Here is a 19,383-nt window from a genome sequence, read left to right as displayed (position 1 = left end):
CTTCTCAAAGACTTTTTGGGGGTTTAGCTCAGTTGGTTTAGAGCATCGGCTTTGCAAGCCGGGGGTCAAGGGTTCGAGTCCCTTAACCTCCATTTGTTTATTGCAAAAATGAATGGAGGTTGTGCCTTCTAAATATCAGCTTGAGCTTTATCAATTTAAATTGTCTTTAATAATTAAAAATAATCTAATTGAAATTTTGATGTCCAGATAAAACATTTCTTTTTTAAAAGTTTTTCTTAAGTTTAATAATTTATTAGGTCAAGAGATTGCATCTATAGGATAGATTATAAAAAATAACGATATGTTATCCATGTTATTTTTAAGTTATCTTATTTAGATTAATTTAAGTTTTTGTGGCTTGTAGGAAATAATATTACTTCGTGTAAAGTTTAATATGTTTGATGTTTGTGTCTATCTTTAATGAATCAATATAATACATGGTTTAATATTTGAGCTTGTAGTTTTGATTATTATATTACCCGTTCTTTATGGTTTAGTTATAAATTTTTTGCATATATGTGAAATTTGATTAAAACTTAAAAAATCCGTCTTGAATTGTTTTGCCTAGGTTATTAAATCTTTAAAAGGATTTGAGTGTAAAATTGGGACCAGGAGGAGTTGAACCTCCGACCTCAGGTTTATCAGACCTGCGCTCTAACCACCTGAGCTATGATCCCTAAAATATTCTTACCCTTTAAGATTCTATTTAACTTTATTACGTTTGTCAATATACGGTTTATTTTTCTATGATAAGATTGTACTAATGAATAGAGAGTTTTTTATGCAGGATGCTATTGTTGTGGCTGAGTCTTTGCTTGGGCACTTGCTGGTTAGAAAAATAGATGGCAAAGAAATTATTTCAAGAATTGTCGAGACGGAAGCTTATATGGGCGTAATAGATAAAGCCTGTCATGCTTATGGGGGAAGAAGAACAAATCGTACCATTGCCATGTATAATATTGGGGGATATGCTTATGTTTATATGATTTATGGTATGTATTACATGTTAAATATTGTGACATCTAATAAACATAATCCCCATGCTGTTTTAATAAGAGCTATTGAGCCTATTTCTCCAAAAGTTGATGGATTGTTAACTAATGGGCCTGGCAAGCTTACTAAGTTTTTAAATATAGATTTAAAGTTTAATAATAGAGATCTTCTTAATAATTGTGAACTTTTCTTAAGAAAAGATTTATCTTTTGATTTTGAAGTGGCATGCTCAAAGAGAATAAATGTTGATTATGCAGGTGAGGAGTATGCGAATAAGCTTTGGCGATTTTACATAAGGGGTAATAGATTTGTTTCTAAATATTAGTATTCCTTATTTATTTTTAAGAATAGGATCAATTATTTCTTTAATGAAATCTTCAACTTGGTATGAGGCAAAACCTATATTTTCATTTGGATTTAAGATTTCATCTATGTCTTTAGATGTTAATCTAAAACTTTTATCGTTAAGGATTAGTTTAATTAAGCCGTTCTCAGTTGCCCCTGAATAAAGATTTTCCCTTACTTGCATTGAATAAATTCTTATCTTTTCATGTAATATTTGTCTATCCCCACCATTTTTTGTTGCTTTCATTAATATGTCTTCTGTTAATATAAATGGCATTTCTGTTTTAACATGGTTTTCAATTATTTTTTTGTTTACCCTGATATTGTTGAATATTTTATCTAGTAATATCAGGGCAGCATCAGTAGCTAAGAATGCTTGAGGAATGTTTAGTCTTTTGCAAGCTGAATCATCTAGAGTTCTCTCAAGCCATTGAGTTGCAGCTATAAATCCGCCACTTGATTGTAGGCTCATTGTAAACTTAGCAAGGGAAGCTACTCTTTCACTGTAAATAGGGTTTTTTTTGTAAGGCATTGCAGATGAACCTATTTGGTGCTCTGCAAAATGTTCTTCAAGTTCTTTAAGATGTTGCATGAACCTGATATCATTAGTAATCTTATGTGCACTTTGAGCTAAATTGCTTAAAAAATTTAATATTGATGAATCAAATTTGCGATCATAAGTTTGACTAGTCATTTTATAAACTTTGTCAAACCCCATTTTTTTTGCAAGATTGATGTCTAAGGCTTTTGCCTTTTCAAAGTTAGATGCAAACAGTTCTTTAAAGCTATTTTGATTTCCAATAGTTCCCTTTACTCCTCTAAAGCACATGTTAGACATAATGAACTTAAGTTCTTGAAAGTCAAAAATCAAACTTTGAAGCCATAAGCTACTTCTTTTTCCAAGAGTTGTTAATTGTGCTTCTTGTAGATGTGTATATGCAAGTGTTGCCAAATCTTTATGTTTTATTGAAAATTCTCTTAAAGTTTTAATAAGTTTTATCAGTTTACTTTCAATAAGTAATAGAGCTTCTTTGATTTGGATTAAGTCTGTGTTATCCATTAAATATGCACTTGTAACACCAAGGTGTAGAATTTTTCTAGCATCATCACCAGCTAAGTCGGCATAAGCATAAAGATGTGCCATGACTTCATGTTTAAATTTTGCCTCATATTTTTCTACAAGTTCAAAATCAATATCTTCAATGTGTTTGGATAAATTATTGAGTTGATTATTGCTAATATCTATTCCCAATTCTTTTTGCACTAAAGCTAAGTTGTACCATAGCTTTCTCCATGTGGTGTACTTAAATTTTGGTGAAAAAATGTAAAGCATTGCTTTACTGGCATATCTTGATTTTAAAGGGTTTATATATTGATCCATTCTTTATTCCTAAAAATAGTTTTTTCTCTCTCTGCTCCAAGAGATAGCATTGAAATTTGAACCCCCACTTCTCTTTCTATAAATTCAATGTATTCTCTAGCCTCAATAGGCAAATCGTCATAATAGCTAATATTTCTAATATCTTGTTTAAATCCCTTAAAGACTTTGTATATAGGTTTAGCTTTTTCAAGTATTTCACAAGAAGCAGGTATATAGTCGTATATTTTTCCTTGAAATTCATAAGCTGTGCAAATCTTAAGTTCTTCAATGTCATTTAGTATGTCTAGTTTAGTTAAGACTAAATGGTTTAGTTCGTTAAGATTTATCGATTTTTTTATTGTTAAGAGATCAAGCCAACCAATTCTTCTAGGTCTTTTTGTTGTTGAGCCATATTCCTGCCCCTTTTCTCTAATCTTATCTCCAATAGGTTCTAGGATTTCAGTTACAAAAGGTCCTGAACCAACTCTTGATGAGAATGCTTTTATTATGCCAATTTTTTGCTTGATTTTTGAGATAGGAATACCACATCCTGTTGCTGCTGTAATTAATGTATTGCTTGATGTTACAAATGGAAATGTTCCATGTTCAATATCAAGCATTGTGCCTTGAGCACCTTCTATTAAGATAGTTTTTCCTGAATTTATGGCATGATTTAATATTGCTTCTGTATTGGTGATAGCAGATTGGAGTATTGCTATATATTCTTTGTATTTACTTAAAATATCATCGTAATTGAAAGGTTTATCGTTATATATTTTTTCTATAATTTCATTTTTTTCATCTAAATTTATTTTTAGTTTTCTTTCAAAAGTTTCCATGTTAAGTAAATCAGTAGCTCTTATGCCTGTTCTGTTGATCTTGTCAGCATAACAAGGTCCAATTCCTCGTTTTGTAGTTCCGATTTTGTAAGTACCCTTTTTTTGTTCACTAAGCTCGTCGAGTTTAATGTGATAAGGCATTATTATATGCGCTTTATCGCTTATGAATATTTCTGTCTTTATATTATTGTGCTTTAGCGTTTCAAGTTCTTTAATTAAAATTAATGGATCAATTACTATGCCAGGGCCAAGTATGCATTTTGCTCCTTGTAAAACACCTGATGGTAGTAGATTAAAAATGAATTTTTTATTATTGACGACGATTGTATGTCCAGCGTTATTTCCTCCGTTGAATCTTACAACATAATCCGCCTTTGATGAGAGAAAATCTATAATTTTTCCCTTACCTTCATCACCCCATTGAGTTCCAATAACTGCGTAAATTGACATTCATATCTCCTATTTGTTTATTTTTGCTACATCCTTTAAAGTTCTGTGTTTTTCATTAAAATCAATACCATATCCGACTATGAAATCATTTTCAATTTCAAAGCCCGCATAGTCTATCTTTAGTTCTATCAGCCTTCTGGATGGTTTATTAAAAAGAGTACAAATTTTAATTTCTTTAGGATTCTTGGTTTTTAAGTAAGTAATTATTTTATCATATGTAAGTCCAGTATCTATGATGTCATCAAAGATTATTACGTAACTGTCCTTTATATCAATATCAATATCTTTCTTGATTAGTACGTTTAGTGAAGAATGAGTTTTATTTTTATAACTTGAGACTTGTAGAAAATCGATTTTTACGTTTAATCCAATCTCTCTTGTAATATCTGCAAAAAACATGAAAGAGCCTTTAAGAAGTGATATAAAAACCACATTACTTTTATCTTTATAGTAGTTTCTAATCTTTTGGGCTAATTCTTTAATTTTACTTTTTATTTTTTCTTCTGTGAATAAAGTTGAAATTTCCTCATCCATTCATCGCTACATTTAACTCTTTATTTTCACCCTTTGATATCATCATTATATTTTTTTTATTGATTTAATTCAAGTCAAGGTTACAGGTCATAAATTTAATGTGATATCATTTATTTAAAAGAGGGTGTTATAATGAATGCCAATTATAAAAAATATAAGATGTTGGTTTTTGATCTTGATGGAACCTTGCTTAATAATGATCATGAAATTACGCCATTGACTCTTAAAGTTCTTTTAAAATTAAAGAATGATTTTCATATAATTATTGCTACTGGTAGAAGATTTGATGAGATTACGGATATTCTAGTGCAGCTTAAAGAGGTGCAAATTGATGAGAGTTATATTGTAACGGCTAATGGAGCTGAGGTATTTTTTAAAAATAATCTAATTTTAAGATATAAGATTGATTATGATGTAGTAAGAGAAATTCTTAAGGTCAAGAGAGGAGATATTGATATTAATCTTTATACTTTTAATAATTGGTATTCTGATAGAGAGATTAGAAGTCCAATTATGAATTATTTTATTGAAAATTTAGGAATAAAACCTATTATTACTGATTTATCTAAGTTTGAGATAGATTCTTGTTCTAAAATAGTTTATTATGCTCAAGATCTCTTTAAGCTTGAAGAGTTTGCAAATAAAATCAGAGAAAAAAATTTTAAAGATATAAGTATGTTTTATTCCGCTAATGATCTTTTGGAAATTACACATATTGATGCTAGTAAATATAATGCTATTAAAAGTATTGCTTTATTTGAATGTATTGCTATTGATGCTATTTTAGCATTTGGAGATAATGGCAATGATTATGGGATGTTAAAGAATGTTGGAAAGGGCATCGTTATGAAGAACGCAAACGATCTTGTTAGGAATAATTTGCCAAACAACGAGGTTACAAAATTCAATAATGATGAAGATGGGGTTGCAAAGTTTTTAATTGAGTTTTTTAATCTTGATATTGATGTTAAGTAATCTTTCTCTTATATTCTATCTAAATCATTTAGGTTATAAATATTTGATTTACTGTGTTTAAGATGAATATCCGATTTATACTTTCGTAAACTATGTGTTTTTATATAATTTTGTATAATAAATTGTAGGAGCATTTTTATGGCACTAATTAGTTTCTGTGTGTTTTATGTGTTCTTTAATATTTGAAAAAATTATTTTAATAAAAATTATGATAATGGTATTGACATAGTAAAATTAAAAGTATATATTATTCTATGTTGTATAAACGATTGGCAAATTAGAGATGGAAGATAAAAATATGGTCAAAGTAATAAAGAGTCTATGGTGGATGCCTAGGAGCTTTAAGGCGAAGAAGGTCGTGGTAAGCTGCGAAAAGCTTGGGGGAGAAGCAAACATTTTATGATCCCAAGATTACCGAATGGAGTAATCCAATTAGCTAGATGCTAATTATTTACTACTTATGTAGTAAAGGCTATACCAGGGGAAGTGAACCATCTAAGTACCCTGAGGAAAAGAAATCAAAGAGATTCCCTAAGTAGTGGCGAGCGAAAGGGGAGTAGCCTAAACTTTAAATGTGTCAAGCTGCAGAGCGTTGCATTTAGAGGGTTGTAGGACGCTTGAAGCTTAGTCTGCAATAAGCTGAGAAGTCACAAAATATTTATATAGAAGAATAACTTGGAAAAGTTAGCCAGAGAAGGTGATAGCCCTGTAATTTAAATGTAAATATCTTCTTAAAGATGTTCCTAAGTAGGACGGGACACGAGAAACCCTGTCTGAAGCTGGGGAGACCACTCTCCAAGGCTAAATACTATAAAGCTACCGATAGTGAAGAGTACCGTGAGGGAAAGGTGAAAAGAACCCCGGGAGGGGAGTGAAATAGAACTGAAACCGTGGACTTACAAGCAGTCAAAGCCATGATTTATTCATGGTGATGGCGTGCCTTTTGCATAATGAACCTGCGAGTTATCATGTCTAGCAAGGTTAAGGCATAGTAGTGCTGGAGCCTGAGCGAAAGCGAGTCTTAAACGGGCGATTTAGTTAGATGTGGTAGACCAGAAGCCGAGTGATCTATTTATGGCCAGGCTGAAGCTTGGGTAAAACCAAGTGGAGGGCCGAACCCTAGTCTGTTTAAAAAGGCAGGGATGAGCTGTGAATAGGAGTGAAAGGCTAAACAAACTCGGAGATAGCTGGTTCTCCTCGAAATGGATTTAAGTTCAGCCTTATTTTAGTGCAATAGAGGTAGAGCACTAATTGAGCTAGGGCCTGTCAAAGGGTACCAAACTCAGTTAAACTCCGAATGCTATTGTATGATGAATAGGAGTGAGACTATGGGCGATAATGTCCATGGTCGAGAGGGAAACAACCCAGACCAACAGCTAAGGTCTCAAAAATGTGTTAAGTGGAAAAGGAGGTTTAGGTACGTAAACAGCCAGGAGGTTGGCTTAGAAGCAGCCATACCTTTAAAGAGTGCGTAATAGCTCACTGGTCGAGTACTTAAGCGCCGATAATGTAACGGGGCTAAACACATTACCGAAGCTTTGGATTCTAATTTCGGTTAGAATGGTAGAGGAGCGTTCTGTAAGCCTGAGAAGTCGAACTGAGAAGTTTGATGGAGGTATCAGAAGTGAGAATGCAGGTATGAGTAACGAAAAAATGGGTGAGATCCCCATTCGCCGAAAACCTAAGGTTTCCTGGGTGAAGGTCGTCTTCCCAGGGTTAGTCGGCCCCTAAGGCAAAGCTGAAAAGCGAAGTCGATGGGAAACGGGTTAATATTCCCGTACCTCTTATAGTTTCGATTGGAGTGACGCATGAGGTGAACTACTGCTAGGCGATGGTAGTCCTAGTTTAAGCATTAAGGTGTTGATTTTAGTAGGAAAATCCGCTAAAAGAGCTGAGATGTGATGATGAGTGTTGTTTAGGCAACATGAAATGTAGGTAATCAAGGTGCCAAGAAATAACTTCTAAGGTTAGGCTATAAGGGACCGTACCGCAAACCGACACAGGTAGGTGGGATGAAAATTCTAAGGCGCGCGAGAGAATCCACGTTAAGGAACTCTGCAAAATACATACGTAACTTCGGGATAAGTATGACCTAAGAGATTAGGTAGCATAAAAATGGTCCGAACGACTGTTTACCAAAAACACAGGTCTCTGCAAATCTGCAAAGAGAAGTATAGGGACTGACACCTGCCCGGTGCTGGAAGGTTAAGAGGAGATGTTAGTGTAAAAGCGAAGCATTAAATTCAAGCCCCAGTAAACGGCGGCCGTAACTATAACGGTCCTAAGGTAGCGAAATTCCTTGTCGGGTAAGTTCCGACCCGCACGAATGGTGTAACGATTTGGACGCTGTCTCAACGTGGAGCTCGGTGAAATTGAAGTATCGGTGAAGATGCCGATTACTTGTGGTTAGACGGAAAGACCCCGTGAACCTTTACTATAGCCTGGTATTGAAATTTGGTTAAATATGTGTAGGATAGGTGGGAGACTTTGAAGCTATCTCGTTAGGGATAGTGGAGTCGCACTTGAAATACCACCCTTGTTTAATTAAGTTTCTAACTCATAGTGATATGAGGAGAGTGCCAGGTGGGTAGTTTGACTGGGGCGGTCGCCTCCTAAAGAGTAACGGAGGTGCGCAAAGGTTACCTTAGAGTGGTTGGAAATCACTCTGTAAGTGTAAAGGCATAAGGTAGCTTAACTGTGAGACTGACAAGTCGAGCAGATACGAAAGTAGGTCTTAGTGATCTGGCGGTAGCGAGTGGAAGCGCCGTCACTTAACGAATAAAAGGTACTCCGGGGATAACAGGCTTATCCTTCCCAAGAGTTCACATCGACGGAAGGGTTTGGCACCTCGATGTCGGCTCATCGCATCCTAGGGCTGGAGCAGGTCCTAAGGGTATGGCTGTTCGCCATTTAAAGCGGTACGCGAGCTGGGTTCAGAACGTCGTGAGACAGTTTGGTCCCTATCTGCCACAAGCGTTGGATATTTGAGAGGCTCTATCTCTAGTACGAGAGGACCGAGATGGACGAACCTCTAGTGTACCAGTTATCCTGCCAAGGGTAAGTGCTGGGTAGCTACGTTCGGAAGGGATAACCGCTGAAAGCATCTAAGTGGGAAGCCTTCCTCAAGATTAGATATCCTATTAGGGTCCTGGGAGAATACCAGGTTGATAGGTTAGAAGTGTAAGTATAGTAATATATTAAGCTGACTAATACTAATTACCCGAATCTTTGACCATATTTTTGTCTTCCTTATAAATACCCTGGTGATTAAAGAAAAGAGGAAACACCTGTTATCATTCCGAACACAGAAGTTAAGCTCTTATTCGCTGATGGTACTGCGAGTTCGCGGGAGAGTAGGTTATTGCCAGGGTTTTTTGTTTTCATTTGATTTATACATTGTATGTATAAATATATAACATGGCTTATGCGCGGTTTGAGTGTTTTTTTATTTCTATTTTTTTTATCTCATATCAGTTTGCCAGCTAAACAAATTCTTAAATTTAAACTTGTAGATCAATATTATCCTCTTTATTATAAAAATCAAAAAGGTAAGATGCGTGGCACTATTTTTTATCTTCTAGATAAGTGGGCACAAGATCATGATTATGATATTAGTGTAGAATCTATTGATTATCTTGATAAAGATAAAATTGAAGATGATGTAGTTTATTTGGGATTAACTTATAATTCAGGCTTAAATGAATATCTTTATTTTAAAAATGAGATTGGCAAATGCGTAACTACATTGATTTGTAATTCAGAAAAAGAGAAAAAACTTACCAATTTATTCCTTTCAAATGAATTACGCGTAGGTGTTGTAGAGAATACTATATATGAAGATATTTTAAGATTTCATGGTCATGGTGATAATGTTTTTTTATTTACAGATACTGAAAAATTACTCTTAGCATTAAGAGATAATAAGATTGATTTAGTATATGGAAGTTATAAATCATTATCTTGTGTATGGTATAGTTTGTTTTCCCCATCTTTGATGAGAATTTTTAATTCTGAATATTTTTATAGTTTTGGCGTAAGAGCTGCTATTAGTAAGAATGCTGTTAATCAATTAAAGGATTTAGATATTAATCTTTTAAGTTATATGCAATCTCTCTCTAAAGAGGAATATGCTTCTTTTAAAGAGTTAGATTTTTTATTGAAACTTGATGTTGGAATGTATAATGATTATCCTCCTTTGAGTTTTATTAATGCTAAAAGTCAATTCTCAGGAATTTTAGTTGACTTATGGAATACTCTTGCTAGAGAATATGGTTTTTCAGTTGAATTTATAGGATTTCCAAAGGAGAGCATTAAAAGAAGCCTGGATGATAAGGATATATCTGTTTGGGGTGGAATTCTTGAAGATGATAATATTTTAAATTCTAAAAAGTATAAAGCAATCTCGCCAATATGCTCACTTAATTTTAATTTATATTTTACAAATGCTAAAAATAGTAATAAGGTCATAAATTCACAAGTTATTGATTTCAGTTTAAATGGTATGCAATTAGATAAAAATACAGATATAGTAAGTAATTTTGCAGATATAGTTAATCATTCATATGGATTTGTAGAAAATTCAATAACCACAAGCTATTTATTAAGGATGCACGGATATAATAATATATTGAAATTCAAAAGTTCAAGTTTAAATAAAAGTAAGTTTTTGGTATTAGCTGTTAATAGTAAAAGATTGCAAGTGTTTGCGTATATGCTTGATGCGTTAACAGCAAACATTTTATTTGATACTTTGTTACAAATAGAGAAGAATTGGATTGGGCAAGATGAGGTTGAAGATTATCAAAATAATTATTATGGAGACATAAATAGAAGTAGCTTTAATATTGAGGAAAAAATTTGGTTACAAAGCAATAGGAAATTAAATCTTGCTGTTAAAGATTGGTATCCTATTGATTATTTTGATTCTGGTAATTATAAAGGAGTAAATGAGTGGCTAATTAAGAGAATAAGAAGATTGACAAATTTGGATTTCAATATTGTCAATGTGCATGAGAGAGAGGTTGAAGAATTAATTAAATTAGGCAAGGTGGATATATTATCTACTAATTTGGATGACACAAATTCGAATTCTGTTTTTAATATTAAAGCAGTTTCAGGAATTCCGCTACATCTTTTTTCAAATCAAACTAGATTATTTACTCCTAAATCATCTGATCGTATTGCGGTGCTTAAGTTTTTGTATACTAAGAAATTGGAAACCCAAATAGGAACACAACTGGTGCAAGTGGATAGTTTTAAAGAAGCTTTAGACCTTCTCTATAGAGGCAAGGTTGATGGGATTATTAGTGATGAATATACAGCTACTATTAATTTTGAGGACTTAAATATTAGGGATATTAAGAAAGTTTTTACTGTCTTAGATCTAACATTTAATTTAAATATTGCAGTTCATAATCAAGATTATATTTTAAGAAGGATTATACAAAAAGTTTTATTCCGTACAAATGTTAATAATAAATCACATTTCGATGACTGGGTATTTAATGTTCATGAGAGTTCTAAAGATATGAGACTCAAAAAGTCTGGTATAGCAGTATTAACCATTGGTATGTTTGTTTTTACTATTTTTGTGTTTTTTCTACTTAATTTTTGGAAGGAGATAGGATTTAGGAAAAAAATGTATTCTTCTGCAGTAAGTGAGAAAAAAGTTATTGAGAATGCTATTGCTGCTAAAACTATTTTTTTAGCAAGTATGAGTCATGATATTCGTACTCCCATTAATGGCATAATAGCAGCTACTGAGCTTTTAGAGAATACTGATCTTTTAGGTATTCAAAAAGAGTATGTGCAAATGATAAATTATTCATCTATCTCATTACTCTCTTTAATTGATGAGATATTGTATATTTCCAAAATAGACATGAATGGGATATATATTGAAAATAATGAAATAGATCTGGAGCATGAAATTGAAAGTGTTTTGAAGGGTTTTCAGTCTCAGAGCGCAAAACAGAATCTTGATTTAATTTTTTATTCAAAATCAGATTTAGATAGTTACTTAATAGGGGATAGAGCTAGACTTAAGAAGGTACTTATTAATTTAATCGGCAATGCTTTTAAATTTACTACAGATGGAATCATAGTTTTAAACTATGAAATGATATGCAGTACAGAAGATAATAATGGTAATAAAATAATTACTATTGAGTTTAAGGTGACTGATACTGGTAAGGGGATTAAAGAGAGTAATATACCTGTAATATTCGAGTTATTTAAACAAGAAGATGATTCTGATTCAAAAAAGTATGAAGGAACTGGTCTTGGACTTGCAATATCTAGGAAACTTGTTAGTTTAATGGGTGGTCCTGGCATTACGGTTGAGAGTGAAGTAGGCAAGGGAACAACTTTTTCATTTATGTTGCCTTTTGTTTTAGGTAACAAGATTAAAGATAAAGAATTAAAAAAATTGCAATTGGTAAAGGATAAAAAAATTTTAAGCTTATTTTCAAGTAAAAAGACCGTTGAGGTATTAAGTGAAATAAGTGAAATATTTGATTATAAGGATAATATACATTATTTTTGTTCTTATGAGGATGCTTATAAGACTTTTTATAGATATCCTTATTATGATTTTATTTTTATAAATGTTGATGATTTTGGATTACAAGAAGGTATTAAGTTTGCTGATCGGATTGAGAATTTAAATTCTAATGTAAGAATAGTATTTGTGTTCTATTATTTAAAGAGTGATGAGAGCATTGATTTCAAATATGAATATATGCAAAAACCTTTTAAAAGGTGGGATTTTTATTCTGATTGGATTAGAAATGGTCCGGTTGTAGATATTCCAATAGTAAGTGAATCTAGTACTCTTAAGCTTAAAAATAATGTTGGCATCTTAATAGCTGATGATAATGAAATTAATCAGAAGGTTTTAAAAAATATTCTGATTGTTATAGGTGTCAGAGAAGATTCTATTGATATTGTGGACGATGGCGTTAAGGCTATTGAGTTTTTAAAAACTAATAGGTATGATATTGCTTTTGTTGATATAAGAATGCCAAGTTGTGATGGCTTTACGGTGTCTAGAGAAATACGCAAATTTGAAAGCCAAAATAATTTAAATCCATGTGTGTTAATAGCTGTTACTGCACATGCATTAAGAGAATATAAAGATAGATGTTTAGATAATGGAATGAATGATTATCTTGCAAAACCAATACATATTAGCTCAATTAAGTGTATCTTAAAAAGATATTTACATATTGAGGTTGAAGATAGTAACATTATATCAGACAAGAAGTTATATGGATTTTCTGATATACCCAATTTAGATGTTAATAATGCTTTAAGAGATTTAAATATTTCATATGAGATGTATGTTGATTTGTGCAGAGGATTTGTTGACATGAGCGATAATATGATACGTGATTTGGATGAGGCTTTTAATTTAAATAATGTAGAATTAGTAAAAGGATTAGCACATTCAATTGCTGGAGCTCTTGGTAATATGCGTAGTAACTTATTTGAGCATTTTAGACAGATTGAGATAAATACAGGTTCAATATATGAATTGAAAATGCTTTATTCTAAAGCACGTAAAGATTTGATTGTACTTGTTGGGAACATAAGGGAGAGGATTTTAGATGTTACTAAGACTGAGTATCAAGAGAAATTAAAATTTAAAAGCAATGATGAATTTTTAAGTCTTATGCAAAAGCTTTTAAGTGGTATAGAAAATAGGAATCCAAAAGAATATAAGGAAGTGATTGAGGTTCTTAAAGGGTATAGTTTGGATGATGATAATATTACATTATTTGATTCGCTTGTTAAATATTTAAGGATATATAATTTTAAAGAGAGTGCTAATATTGTTAAACGCATGATGAATGCTAGTAATATAGAGAAGTAATGATGAAAGGTGTGATTTTGGATAATTTTGAGGATATTTCAGTTAAGTCTCAAAAATTGCTACTTGTGGATGATACGCCTACGAATTTAGATTTATTAATAGATATATTGCAATACAATTACGAGATTAGAGTTGCAGTAAATGGATTTGATGCTTTAAAACAAGTTGAGATTGCTAGTCCTGATTTAATCCTTCTTGATGTATTGCTTCCAGATATTAGCGGTTATGAGGTTTGCAAAAGGCTTAAAAATGATCCTGAGACTAGGGATATTCCTGTAATCTTTATTAGTTCAAGAGATTCTACCGATGCTCAACTTGAAGGGTTTAATGTTGGTGGAGTGGATTATATTCTAAAGCCTTTTAATGGCAGGATCATTGATGCAAGAATTAAAACTCATCTTGAACTCAAAAGACTTAGGGATTATTTTAAGAATCTTGCAAGAATTGATGGTCTAACTCAAATTCCTAATAGAAGGTTTTTTACAGATAAATTTGCTAAGTCTTGGATGCAAGCCTTGGAGCATAAAAGGAACGTCATTGTGGGAATGTTAGATATTGATTATTTTAAAAAATATAATGATAATTATGGACATACCAATGGTGATGAATGTCTTAAGTTGATTGCAAGGAGTTTAAATAAAATCGCCATTAAATATAATATAGATACTGCTCGTTATGGTGGTGAGGAGTTTATTTTATTTTCTGTCAATAAAAGTTTGGAAGAAATGATTAATATTGTTAGTATTTTGATTGAAGATATTAGAAATTTAGAGATAGTTCACGAGCACAGTAGTATTTCTAAATTTGTGACAGTTTCAGTTGGTCTTGCTGAACAAATTCCTCATGATTCCAATTTCACTAATATTATTAAACTTGCTGATGATAAATTATATGAAGCTAAGATTTCTGGTCGAAATCAGTTTAAATATTAAAGTTAAATTTTATAAGTTAAAGAGAACCCAATAGAATCGTAGTAAATATAGGAATTATTTGTACTTATTCTTTTTGAGATGTCAGCCATTCCCATTGTGTTTGCTGTATAAATAGGTGCTGTTGAGAATTTAAATTGCATGTCTAGTGTTAGATTTTCTATGATTTCAACTTTTGAGATAAGGGAGAAATTATGATAAAAGAAATCACTTCCCCATCCTTTATTTTGTGCTGTACTTACGTTTCTTGCATGTCCAATGTATGTTTGGCCTTCATATAAAAATCCAATTATATTAAGAGGTATTGGCATTTTATAAGCTAAGAGTGCATAAGGATTTATTGTAAATCCATTTATATTTTTACCTCCATCAGATTTGTATTTCCAAAGCTGATTGTCATTAGCATGTGGATTGTTTATATGCAGAATATTATTTCCAACTACTGTAATAACATGCGTCCAGTCCCCATCAATCAGGGCATTTAGATCAAATTGTAGTCTGCCTCCCATTGTTATCTCAGAATAGAATTCAGCGTTACTTGAATATTGTCCATTTCCAATATGTACCCCAATACCCTTAAAACCAAATCCTTGCCAACCTATTCCAAGTTCAATTCCTGTATATAAATTGATAAATGCAACGGGAGTGAAACTGATTTTTCCTTTAAGTAGCGCAACAACGGGTGAGAGTCCAATGTTTAAGTCAACATCTATTCCATTATTTTGAAGTAAAGGTGAATCGGGATTGTCTAAGAGTTTAAAGAACTTATAGTAGCCCAGGTATGATATTAGTTTGACACTTCCCCATGAACTAGGTGAAATCCGTTTTTCTGGTGCTACTGATTTGAATTGAGGGGTTATGAAACTTGGCGAAAACTTGCTTTCACGAGTTCCAAGTGCATGTGGTGGATAGTAAGCCGTTTGAAAGTTGGCATAAAAATATTCCATCTTGTCTTGATTTTCTTTTGAATAGATTAAAACGGTCTGTAAAAATATCAGCACTATAAATGATCTTCTTATTATATAAATTCTTGCTGTAATAAAATCTCCTTCCATATTTTCTGTATTGTACCTTTTTTTTTAAAAAAAATAAATTATTTGGCATTATTTTAAATTAATATTTAACTTTTTGATATTATTTCCATTAAGCTTTTTTCCACTTCATCAATATCCTTTGATGCATTAATATTATTAAGCCTGTTGCTTTTTGAGTAAAAATCTGTTAGTGGTTTTGTTTGTAAGTGATATTCTTGAAGTCTAACTTTTAAAGACCCCTCTGTATCATCTTTTCGTTGGTAAAGGATACCTTTACAAAGATCACAAATTTCCTTTTCTTTTGTAGGAAGTGTGTATATGTTAAATATTCCTCCGCAAGACTTGCATATTCTTCTGCCAGAAAGCCTTTTTATTAGTATTTCTTCATCGAGTAAAAAATTTATTATTTGAATATTTTTCAAGAACTTATCTAGAGCTTTGGCTTGATTGATGTTTCTGGGAAATCCATCAAGAATAAAATTATCCTTATTTTCAAGGGTATTGATTTTATCTTCAACAATTTTAATTGTGATTGAGTCGGGGACTAATTGTCCATTCTCAACTATTTGTTTGATTTCCTTACCAAGAGGTGTAGCATTTGATATATTTTCTCTAAATAAATCCCCTGTTGAGATATGATAGTAATTTAATTTATTTGAGAGGATCTTGGCAATTGTACCTTTTCCAGAACCCGGGGGCCCTAAAAAAACAAGCTTCATAATGTGACTCCTGTATATTTTTATTTTTCTTTTTGGTATTTAGCTAAAAATATTTAACAAGAATTGAAATCCAACAATTGTTCCAATTGCAGACCCAATGTTTACGAAAAATACTATTAATAAGATTTTTGTAACTTTGTTCTTAAAATATCCTTTTATGTTATTCAAATCTTCTTGTAGATTTTCAAAATCTTTTATTTTTGGTTTATTTATATAAGCTTCAACAAGACCTGCAACCATACCCGTTCCAATAAATGGAATTAAGGAAAATATTGGAGCTCCAATTGATGCTGTTAGTATCGTTATAATATTGGCTCTTAGTAAAAGAGCAGCAAGACCTGCAAATAAAGAATTACATATTATCCAAAACTTTAAATTTTTGTAAGCTAAATCAAAGCCTTTAAAGTAGAATGAGCTTGCCATTAGTATAACAATTGAGATTGCTATAAAGTAAGATATTAATTTGCTTATGGAAAAAGTATTCTTAGGTATGGTATTTAGCTCATTGATGTTAATAATTTTTTTATTTTCTTTAATTTCTTTTAAATTTGCTATTATTCCCTTTACATGACCAGCACCAACAACAGCAAGAATTGTTCCTGAGCCTTCAAGTATCTTGCTTGCTATAAATTCATCTCTCTCATCAATTAAAACTTTTTTTACAGTAGGAATTTCTTTTGCAAGTTCTCCCATCATATTTGATAGAACATCTTGTTCTTTGAGTTTTTCAATTTCATCTTGTGTGACTTTTACGTCTGAGAATGAAAACAAGCTTGATATTATTTTGACTTTTTCAAAAATTGGGACACAATTCCAGGCCCTCTTTAGGGTTGTCTCAACTTTTCTGTCTACAAGTATTAACGGTATATTGTGCTCTTTAGCTTTTAAAATGGCTGTTTTCATCTCTTCGCCAGGATTAATCCCTTGTTCTTTTGCTAATTTTTTTTGAAAATTACTTAAAATGATCTGTACTATTAGTAAAAATGCTTTTCCTTGTTTTATTACTTTATATATGTCTAAATTGCGCCATTTTTCATTTTCATCTGTTTTTAGAATTGCGTGGTAACGAGCCTCATCAAGTTCAACGGCAATAAAGTTTGGCTTTAATGTCTCAATTAAAGTAGCTGTATCTTGTGAGCTCTTTTTTGATACATGCGCTGTTCCTAGTATGTATATTTTGTAATGGTCTACGTCAAGAGTGCTGACATGTGAAAAGCAATCCTCAGTGTTCTCTTTTTTGATGTCCAAAGGTTATCCTTGTTTTTAAAAATTTAACCATCAATAAGGATGGCTTTTAATAATTTTACCACATGACTTATTGAAACTATATAGTCTACATTATTTTCTTCTATTGCTATTTTTGGCATTCCAAAAACCACTGAACTTTGCTCATCTTGTGCAATAGTCAGTCCACCAGCTTTTTTAATGTCTCCAATTTCTCTAGAACCATCACTTCCCATTCCAGTCATTATTAAAGCTATTGCTTTTTCTTTTACATTTTCTGATATTGATTTAAATAGTACGCCTATAGAGGGTTTGTGTCCGTTTACATTAGCAGCGTCAAAGACTTCTATTTGATAGTTTTCGTTTATTTTATTAATTCTTGTATGGTATCCCCCAGAACTTATGTATATGAATCCTTTTTGGAGTATTTCTTTATTACTTGTTTCTTTGACTGCTAAGTTGCAAATATTGTTAAGATTTCTTGCAAATTCTGCTGTAAATTCTTTTGGCATATGTTGAACAACTATTATTGGCACAGGAAAGTTTTTAGGAATTTCTGGTAGTATCTCCTTTAGTGCTGCAGGGCCTCCTGTAGATATCCCAATAACAACTATTTCAAATTTTCTGTTTTTAAGTTTTTTTAAAGCCTTTTCATCTATTATTTCTTCATGAAGGTTATTAGTCTCATTTTTATTTTTTGTAATTATCAAATTGTTATCTGTTGCTTCTGTTGTACTTAGATTGTCTTCTTCGATTCTATTATTCGTGATTGTTTTGAATGTGGAGTTGATGTTAGTTATGATTTTATTTTTTATAGTTTTGTTTCCGTAAACTGAGAGTAAATCAATAATTTTATCTTTTATGCTCTCTAATTTATCATTGGTTTTTATTATGAGGTCGTCAGCACCTTTTAAGATAGCATTTTTTGCTATATCTTTATTTGATGAGAGGATAATGACAGGGAGATTGTTATTGATATTTTGCTTTTTTTTTATGAAAGCGATTTCTTGAATTGTTTCTGTTTCTAAGCTGAGTAGTATTACATCTGGGTGTTTTTTAAGTTTTTTAAGAGCAAAGTCTGTATTAGCTGCAGTTGCAATAACTTCAAGTTTTAAAGATGAGTTTATGATGTCTGATATAACCTTTCTATTAACAGAAGAAGCTTCAATAACGAGCACATAAATTTTTTTTTGCATTTTTGTTTTGCTCCTATGGGTCTGTTTGTATCAAATCATAATTTGTATCTGCTTTTGAACTGAAACTTTCTTTCTGGGATACCGTTATCATTCTTTTCATATATTACGGCCCAAGGTGTTCTTAAAAATTTGAAAGGAAGATTGAGCCCAAAGAGTGATTCTGAGTGACCAATAAATAAATAACTTTTCATAGCCATAGAGGAGTAAAATTTTTTTAAGACCTTTATTTTAGACTTTTCATCGAAATATATGAGTACATTTCGGCAAAAAATAACATCAATATTTGAAAAGCCATTTTCAAAATTTAAGTTATGATAATCAAATCGTATGTGTTTCTTAATATTTTCTATTACCCTATAACCATCTATGTGAGATTTAATGTATTGTTTATATTGCATTGGAATATGTTCACATTTTTGTACGGAGTAATATCCTTCTTTTGCTATCATTAGAGATTTTAAACTTAAATCAGAGGCGATAATAATAAAGTCAAAACTTTTTGGGAGATGATATTTAAGAACAAATGCCAGTGAATACGGTTCTTCTCCCGTTGAGCATCCAGCAGACCATATAACAATTCTGTTCTTGCCTTCTTGAGTTTTAATCTTTATTAAGTTTGGAATTATAAATTTTTCAAAGGTTGAGAAATGAGCCTCATTTCTAAAGAATCGTGTTAGATTAGTAGTAACTAGATCTAAGAAGTATTCTTTTTTTAATTTGTCAGAACTTATTAAGTCATATAATTGTTTTGGAGTATTGATATTTTCAAGTTCATGTATTGCATCATTAATTCTGCCTTTTAATACAACCTTATTCTTCTCATCAAATCGAATTCCGCTGTTTTCATATATAAAATTACAGAATTTCATAAGGAGTTCATTACTAATATTCAACATTTATAAATTCCAAATC

General features: G+C 31.7%; 12 protein-coding genes, 2 tRNA genes and 2 rRNA genes. 7 read left to right on the top strand and 9 right to left on the bottom strand.

Annotated elements, in window-relative coordinates:
• The first annotated feature begins 17 nt into the window (after nucleotides 1–17).
• Nucleotides 18–92 (top strand) — tRNA-Ala (locus bhDAH_RS02105).
• Nucleotides 93–603: 511 nt separating this feature from the next.
• Here the strand turns inward: bhDAH_RS02105 and bhDAH_RS02100 are convergent.
• Nucleotides 604–677: transfer RNA gene (locus tag bhDAH_RS02100), tRNA-Ile, on the bottom strand.
• A gap of 86 nt (nucleotides 678–763) precedes the next feature.
• Here bhDAH_RS02100 and bhDAH_RS02095 point away from each other — a divergent pair.
• Nucleotides 764–1,318 (top strand): DNA-3-methyladenine glycosylase, encoded by a 555-nt coding sequence (locus bhDAH_RS02095; protein ID WP_043924436.1) that lies wholly within the window; start codon nucleotides 764–766, stop codon nucleotides 1,316–1,318.
• A 6-nt stretch (nucleotides 1,319–1,324) separates the two neighbouring features.
• Here the strand turns inward: bhDAH_RS02095 and bhDAH_RS02090 are convergent, their stop codons facing one another.
• Genes bhDAH_RS02090 through hpt form a run of 3 tightly spaced genes read right to left on the bottom strand, consistent with a single transcriptional unit; the run spans nucleotide 1,325 to nucleotide 4,521 of the window.
• Nucleotides 1,325–2,719, bottom strand: a complete 1,395-nt coding sequence (locus bhDAH_RS02090) for an adenylosuccinate lyase (RefSeq protein WP_012422188.1) — start codon at nucleotides 2,717–2,719, stop codon at nucleotides 1,325–1,327.
• Complete coding sequence (locus tag bhDAH_RS02085) at nucleotides 2,704–3,987, bottom strand: adenylosuccinate synthase (RefSeq protein WP_012422187.1); 1,284 nt, start codon at nucleotides 3,985–3,987, stop codon at nucleotides 2,704–2,706. Before bhDAH_RS02085 ends, bhDAH_RS02090 begins: the two co-directional genes overlap by 16 nt.
• Before the next feature lie 9 nt (nucleotides 3,988–3,996).
• Complete coding sequence (gene hpt / locus bhDAH_RS02080) at nucleotides 3,997–4,521, bottom strand: hypoxanthine phosphoribosyltransferase (RefSeq protein WP_012422186.1); 525 nt, start codon at nucleotides 4,519–4,521, stop codon at nucleotides 3,997–3,999.
• A 132-nt stretch (nucleotides 4,522–4,653) separates the two neighbouring features.
• On the opposite strand from hpt, the gene bhDAH_RS02075 reads away from it, so the two are divergent.
• The 5 genes from bhDAH_RS02075 to bhDAH_RS02055 all read left to right on the top strand — a co-directional run bounded on the left by bhDAH_RS02075 (nucleotide 4,654) and on the right by bhDAH_RS02055 (nucleotide 14,301).
• The gene (locus bhDAH_RS02075) at nucleotides 4,654–5,496 is read left to right on the top strand and encodes a Cof-type HAD-IIB family hydrolase (RefSeq protein WP_012422185.1); all 843 of its coding nucleotides are present in this window, start codon (nucleotides 4,654–4,656) and stop codon (nucleotides 5,494–5,496) included.
• A 300-nt stretch (nucleotides 5,497–5,796) separates the two neighbouring features.
• Nucleotides 5,797–8,732 (top strand): 23S ribosomal RNA (locus bhDAH_RS02070).
• A gap of 23 nt (nucleotides 8,733–8,755) precedes the next feature.
• Nucleotides 8,756–8,866, top strand: a 5S ribosomal RNA gene (rrf, locus tag bhDAH_RS02065).
• Between the two features lie 30 nt (nucleotides 8,867–8,896).
• On the top strand, nucleotides 8,897–13,369 hold the full coding sequence (locus bhDAH_RS02060) for a response regulator (protein ID WP_420869285.1): 4,473 nt from the start codon (nucleotides 8,897–8,899) through the stop codon (nucleotides 13,367–13,369).
• Complete coding sequence (locus tag bhDAH_RS02055) at nucleotides 13,369–14,301, top strand: GGDEF domain-containing response regulator (RefSeq protein ID WP_012422183.1); 933 nt, start codon at nucleotides 13,369–13,371, stop codon at nucleotides 14,299–14,301. Before bhDAH_RS02060 ends, bhDAH_RS02055 begins: the two co-directional genes overlap by 1 nt.
• 2 nt (nucleotides 14,302–14,303) lie before the next feature.
• Here bhDAH_RS02055 and bhDAH_RS02050 read toward each other — a convergent pair whose 3' ends face one another.
• The 5 genes from bhDAH_RS02050 to bhDAH_RS02030 all read right to left on the bottom strand — a co-directional run bounded on the left by bhDAH_RS02050 (nucleotide 14,304) and on the right by bhDAH_RS02030 (nucleotide 19,367).
• Nucleotides 14,304–15,353 carry a hypothetical protein gene (locus tag bhDAH_RS02050; protein WP_012422182.1) on the bottom strand — a complete coding sequence of 350 codons (1,050 nt, stop codon included), beginning with the start codon at nucleotides 15,351–15,353 and terminating at the stop codon, nucleotides 14,304–14,306.
• Between the two features lie 65 nt (nucleotides 15,354–15,418).
• Nucleotides 15,419–16,051 carry an adenylate kinase gene (locus bhDAH_RS02045; protein WP_012422181.1) on the bottom strand — a complete coding sequence of 211 codons (633 nt, stop codon included), beginning with the start codon at nucleotides 16,049–16,051 and terminating at the stop codon, nucleotides 15,419–15,421.
• 39 nt (nucleotides 16,052–16,090) lie between these two features.
• Nucleotides 16,091–17,299 carry a TraB/GumN family protein gene (locus bhDAH_RS02040; protein ID WP_012422180.1) on the bottom strand — a complete coding sequence of 403 codons (1,209 nt, stop codon included), beginning with the start codon at nucleotides 17,297–17,299 and terminating at the stop codon, nucleotides 16,091–16,093.
• Nucleotides 17,300–17,322: 23 nt separating this feature from the next.
• Nucleotides 17,323–18,471 (bottom strand): chemotaxis protein CheB, encoded by a 1,149-nt coding sequence (locus bhDAH_RS02035; protein ID WP_012422179.1) that lies wholly within the window; start codon nucleotides 18,469–18,471, stop codon nucleotides 17,323–17,325.
• Between the two features lie 35 nt (nucleotides 18,472–18,506).
• Nucleotides 18,507–19,367 (bottom strand): CheR family methyltransferase, encoded by an 861-nt coding sequence (locus bhDAH_RS02030; protein ID WP_012422178.1) that lies wholly within the window; start codon nucleotides 19,365–19,367, stop codon nucleotides 18,507–18,509.
• Nucleotides 19,368–19,383 lie beyond the last annotated feature (16 nt).

It is taken from the genome of Borrelia hermsii DAH (genome assembly GCF_023035675.1).
GTDB classification, from domain to species: Bacteria; Spirochaetota; Spirochaetia; order Borreliales; family Borreliaceae; genus Borrelia; species Borrelia hermsii.
This window is presented reverse-complemented; position numbering and strand designations above follow the sequence as displayed.

Excerpts from the sequence above, each read along its gene's own strand:
- bhDAH_RS02095 (WP_043924436.1), top strand. The coding sequence starts at position 764 with ATGAATAGAGAGTTTTTTATGCAGGATGCTATTGTTGTGGCTGAGTCT.
- bhDAH_RS02090 (WP_012422188.1), bottom strand. The coding sequence starts at position 2,719 with ATGGATCAATATATAAACCCTTTAAAATCAAGATATGCCAGTAAAGCA.
- bhDAH_RS02085 (WP_012422187.1), bottom strand. The coding sequence starts at position 3,987 with ATGTCAATTTACGCAGTTATTGGAACTCAATGGGGTGATGAAGGTAAG.
- hpt (WP_012422186.1), bottom strand. The coding sequence starts at position 4,521 with ATGGATGAGGAAATTTCAACTTTATTCACAGAAGAAAAAATAAAAAGT.
- bhDAH_RS02075 (WP_012422185.1), top strand. The coding sequence starts at position 4,654 with ATGAATGCCAATTATAAAAAATATAAGATGTTGGTTTTTGATCTTGAT.
- bhDAH_RS02060 (WP_420869285.1), top strand. The coding sequence starts at position 8,897 with ATGTATAAATATATAACATGGCTTATGCGCGGTTTGAGTGTTTTTTTA.
- bhDAH_RS02055 (WP_012422183.1), top strand. The coding sequence starts at position 13,369 with ATGATGAAAGGTGTGATTTTGGATAATTTTGAGGATATTTCAGTTAAG.
- bhDAH_RS02050 (WP_012422182.1), bottom strand. The coding sequence starts at position 15,353 with ATGGAAGGAGATTTTATTACAGCAAGAATTTATATAATAAGAAGATCA.
- bhDAH_RS02045 (WP_012422181.1), bottom strand. The coding sequence starts at position 16,051 with ATGAAGCTTGTTTTTTTAGGGCCCCCGGGTTCTGGAAAAGGTACAATT.
- bhDAH_RS02035 (WP_012422179.1), bottom strand. The coding sequence starts at position 18,471 with ATGCAAAAAAAAATTTATGTGCTCGTTATTGAAGCTTCTTCTGTTAAT.
- bhDAH_RS02030 (WP_012422178.1), bottom strand. The coding sequence starts at position 19,367 with ATGTTGAATATTAGTAATGAACTCCTTATGAAATTCTGTAATTTTATA.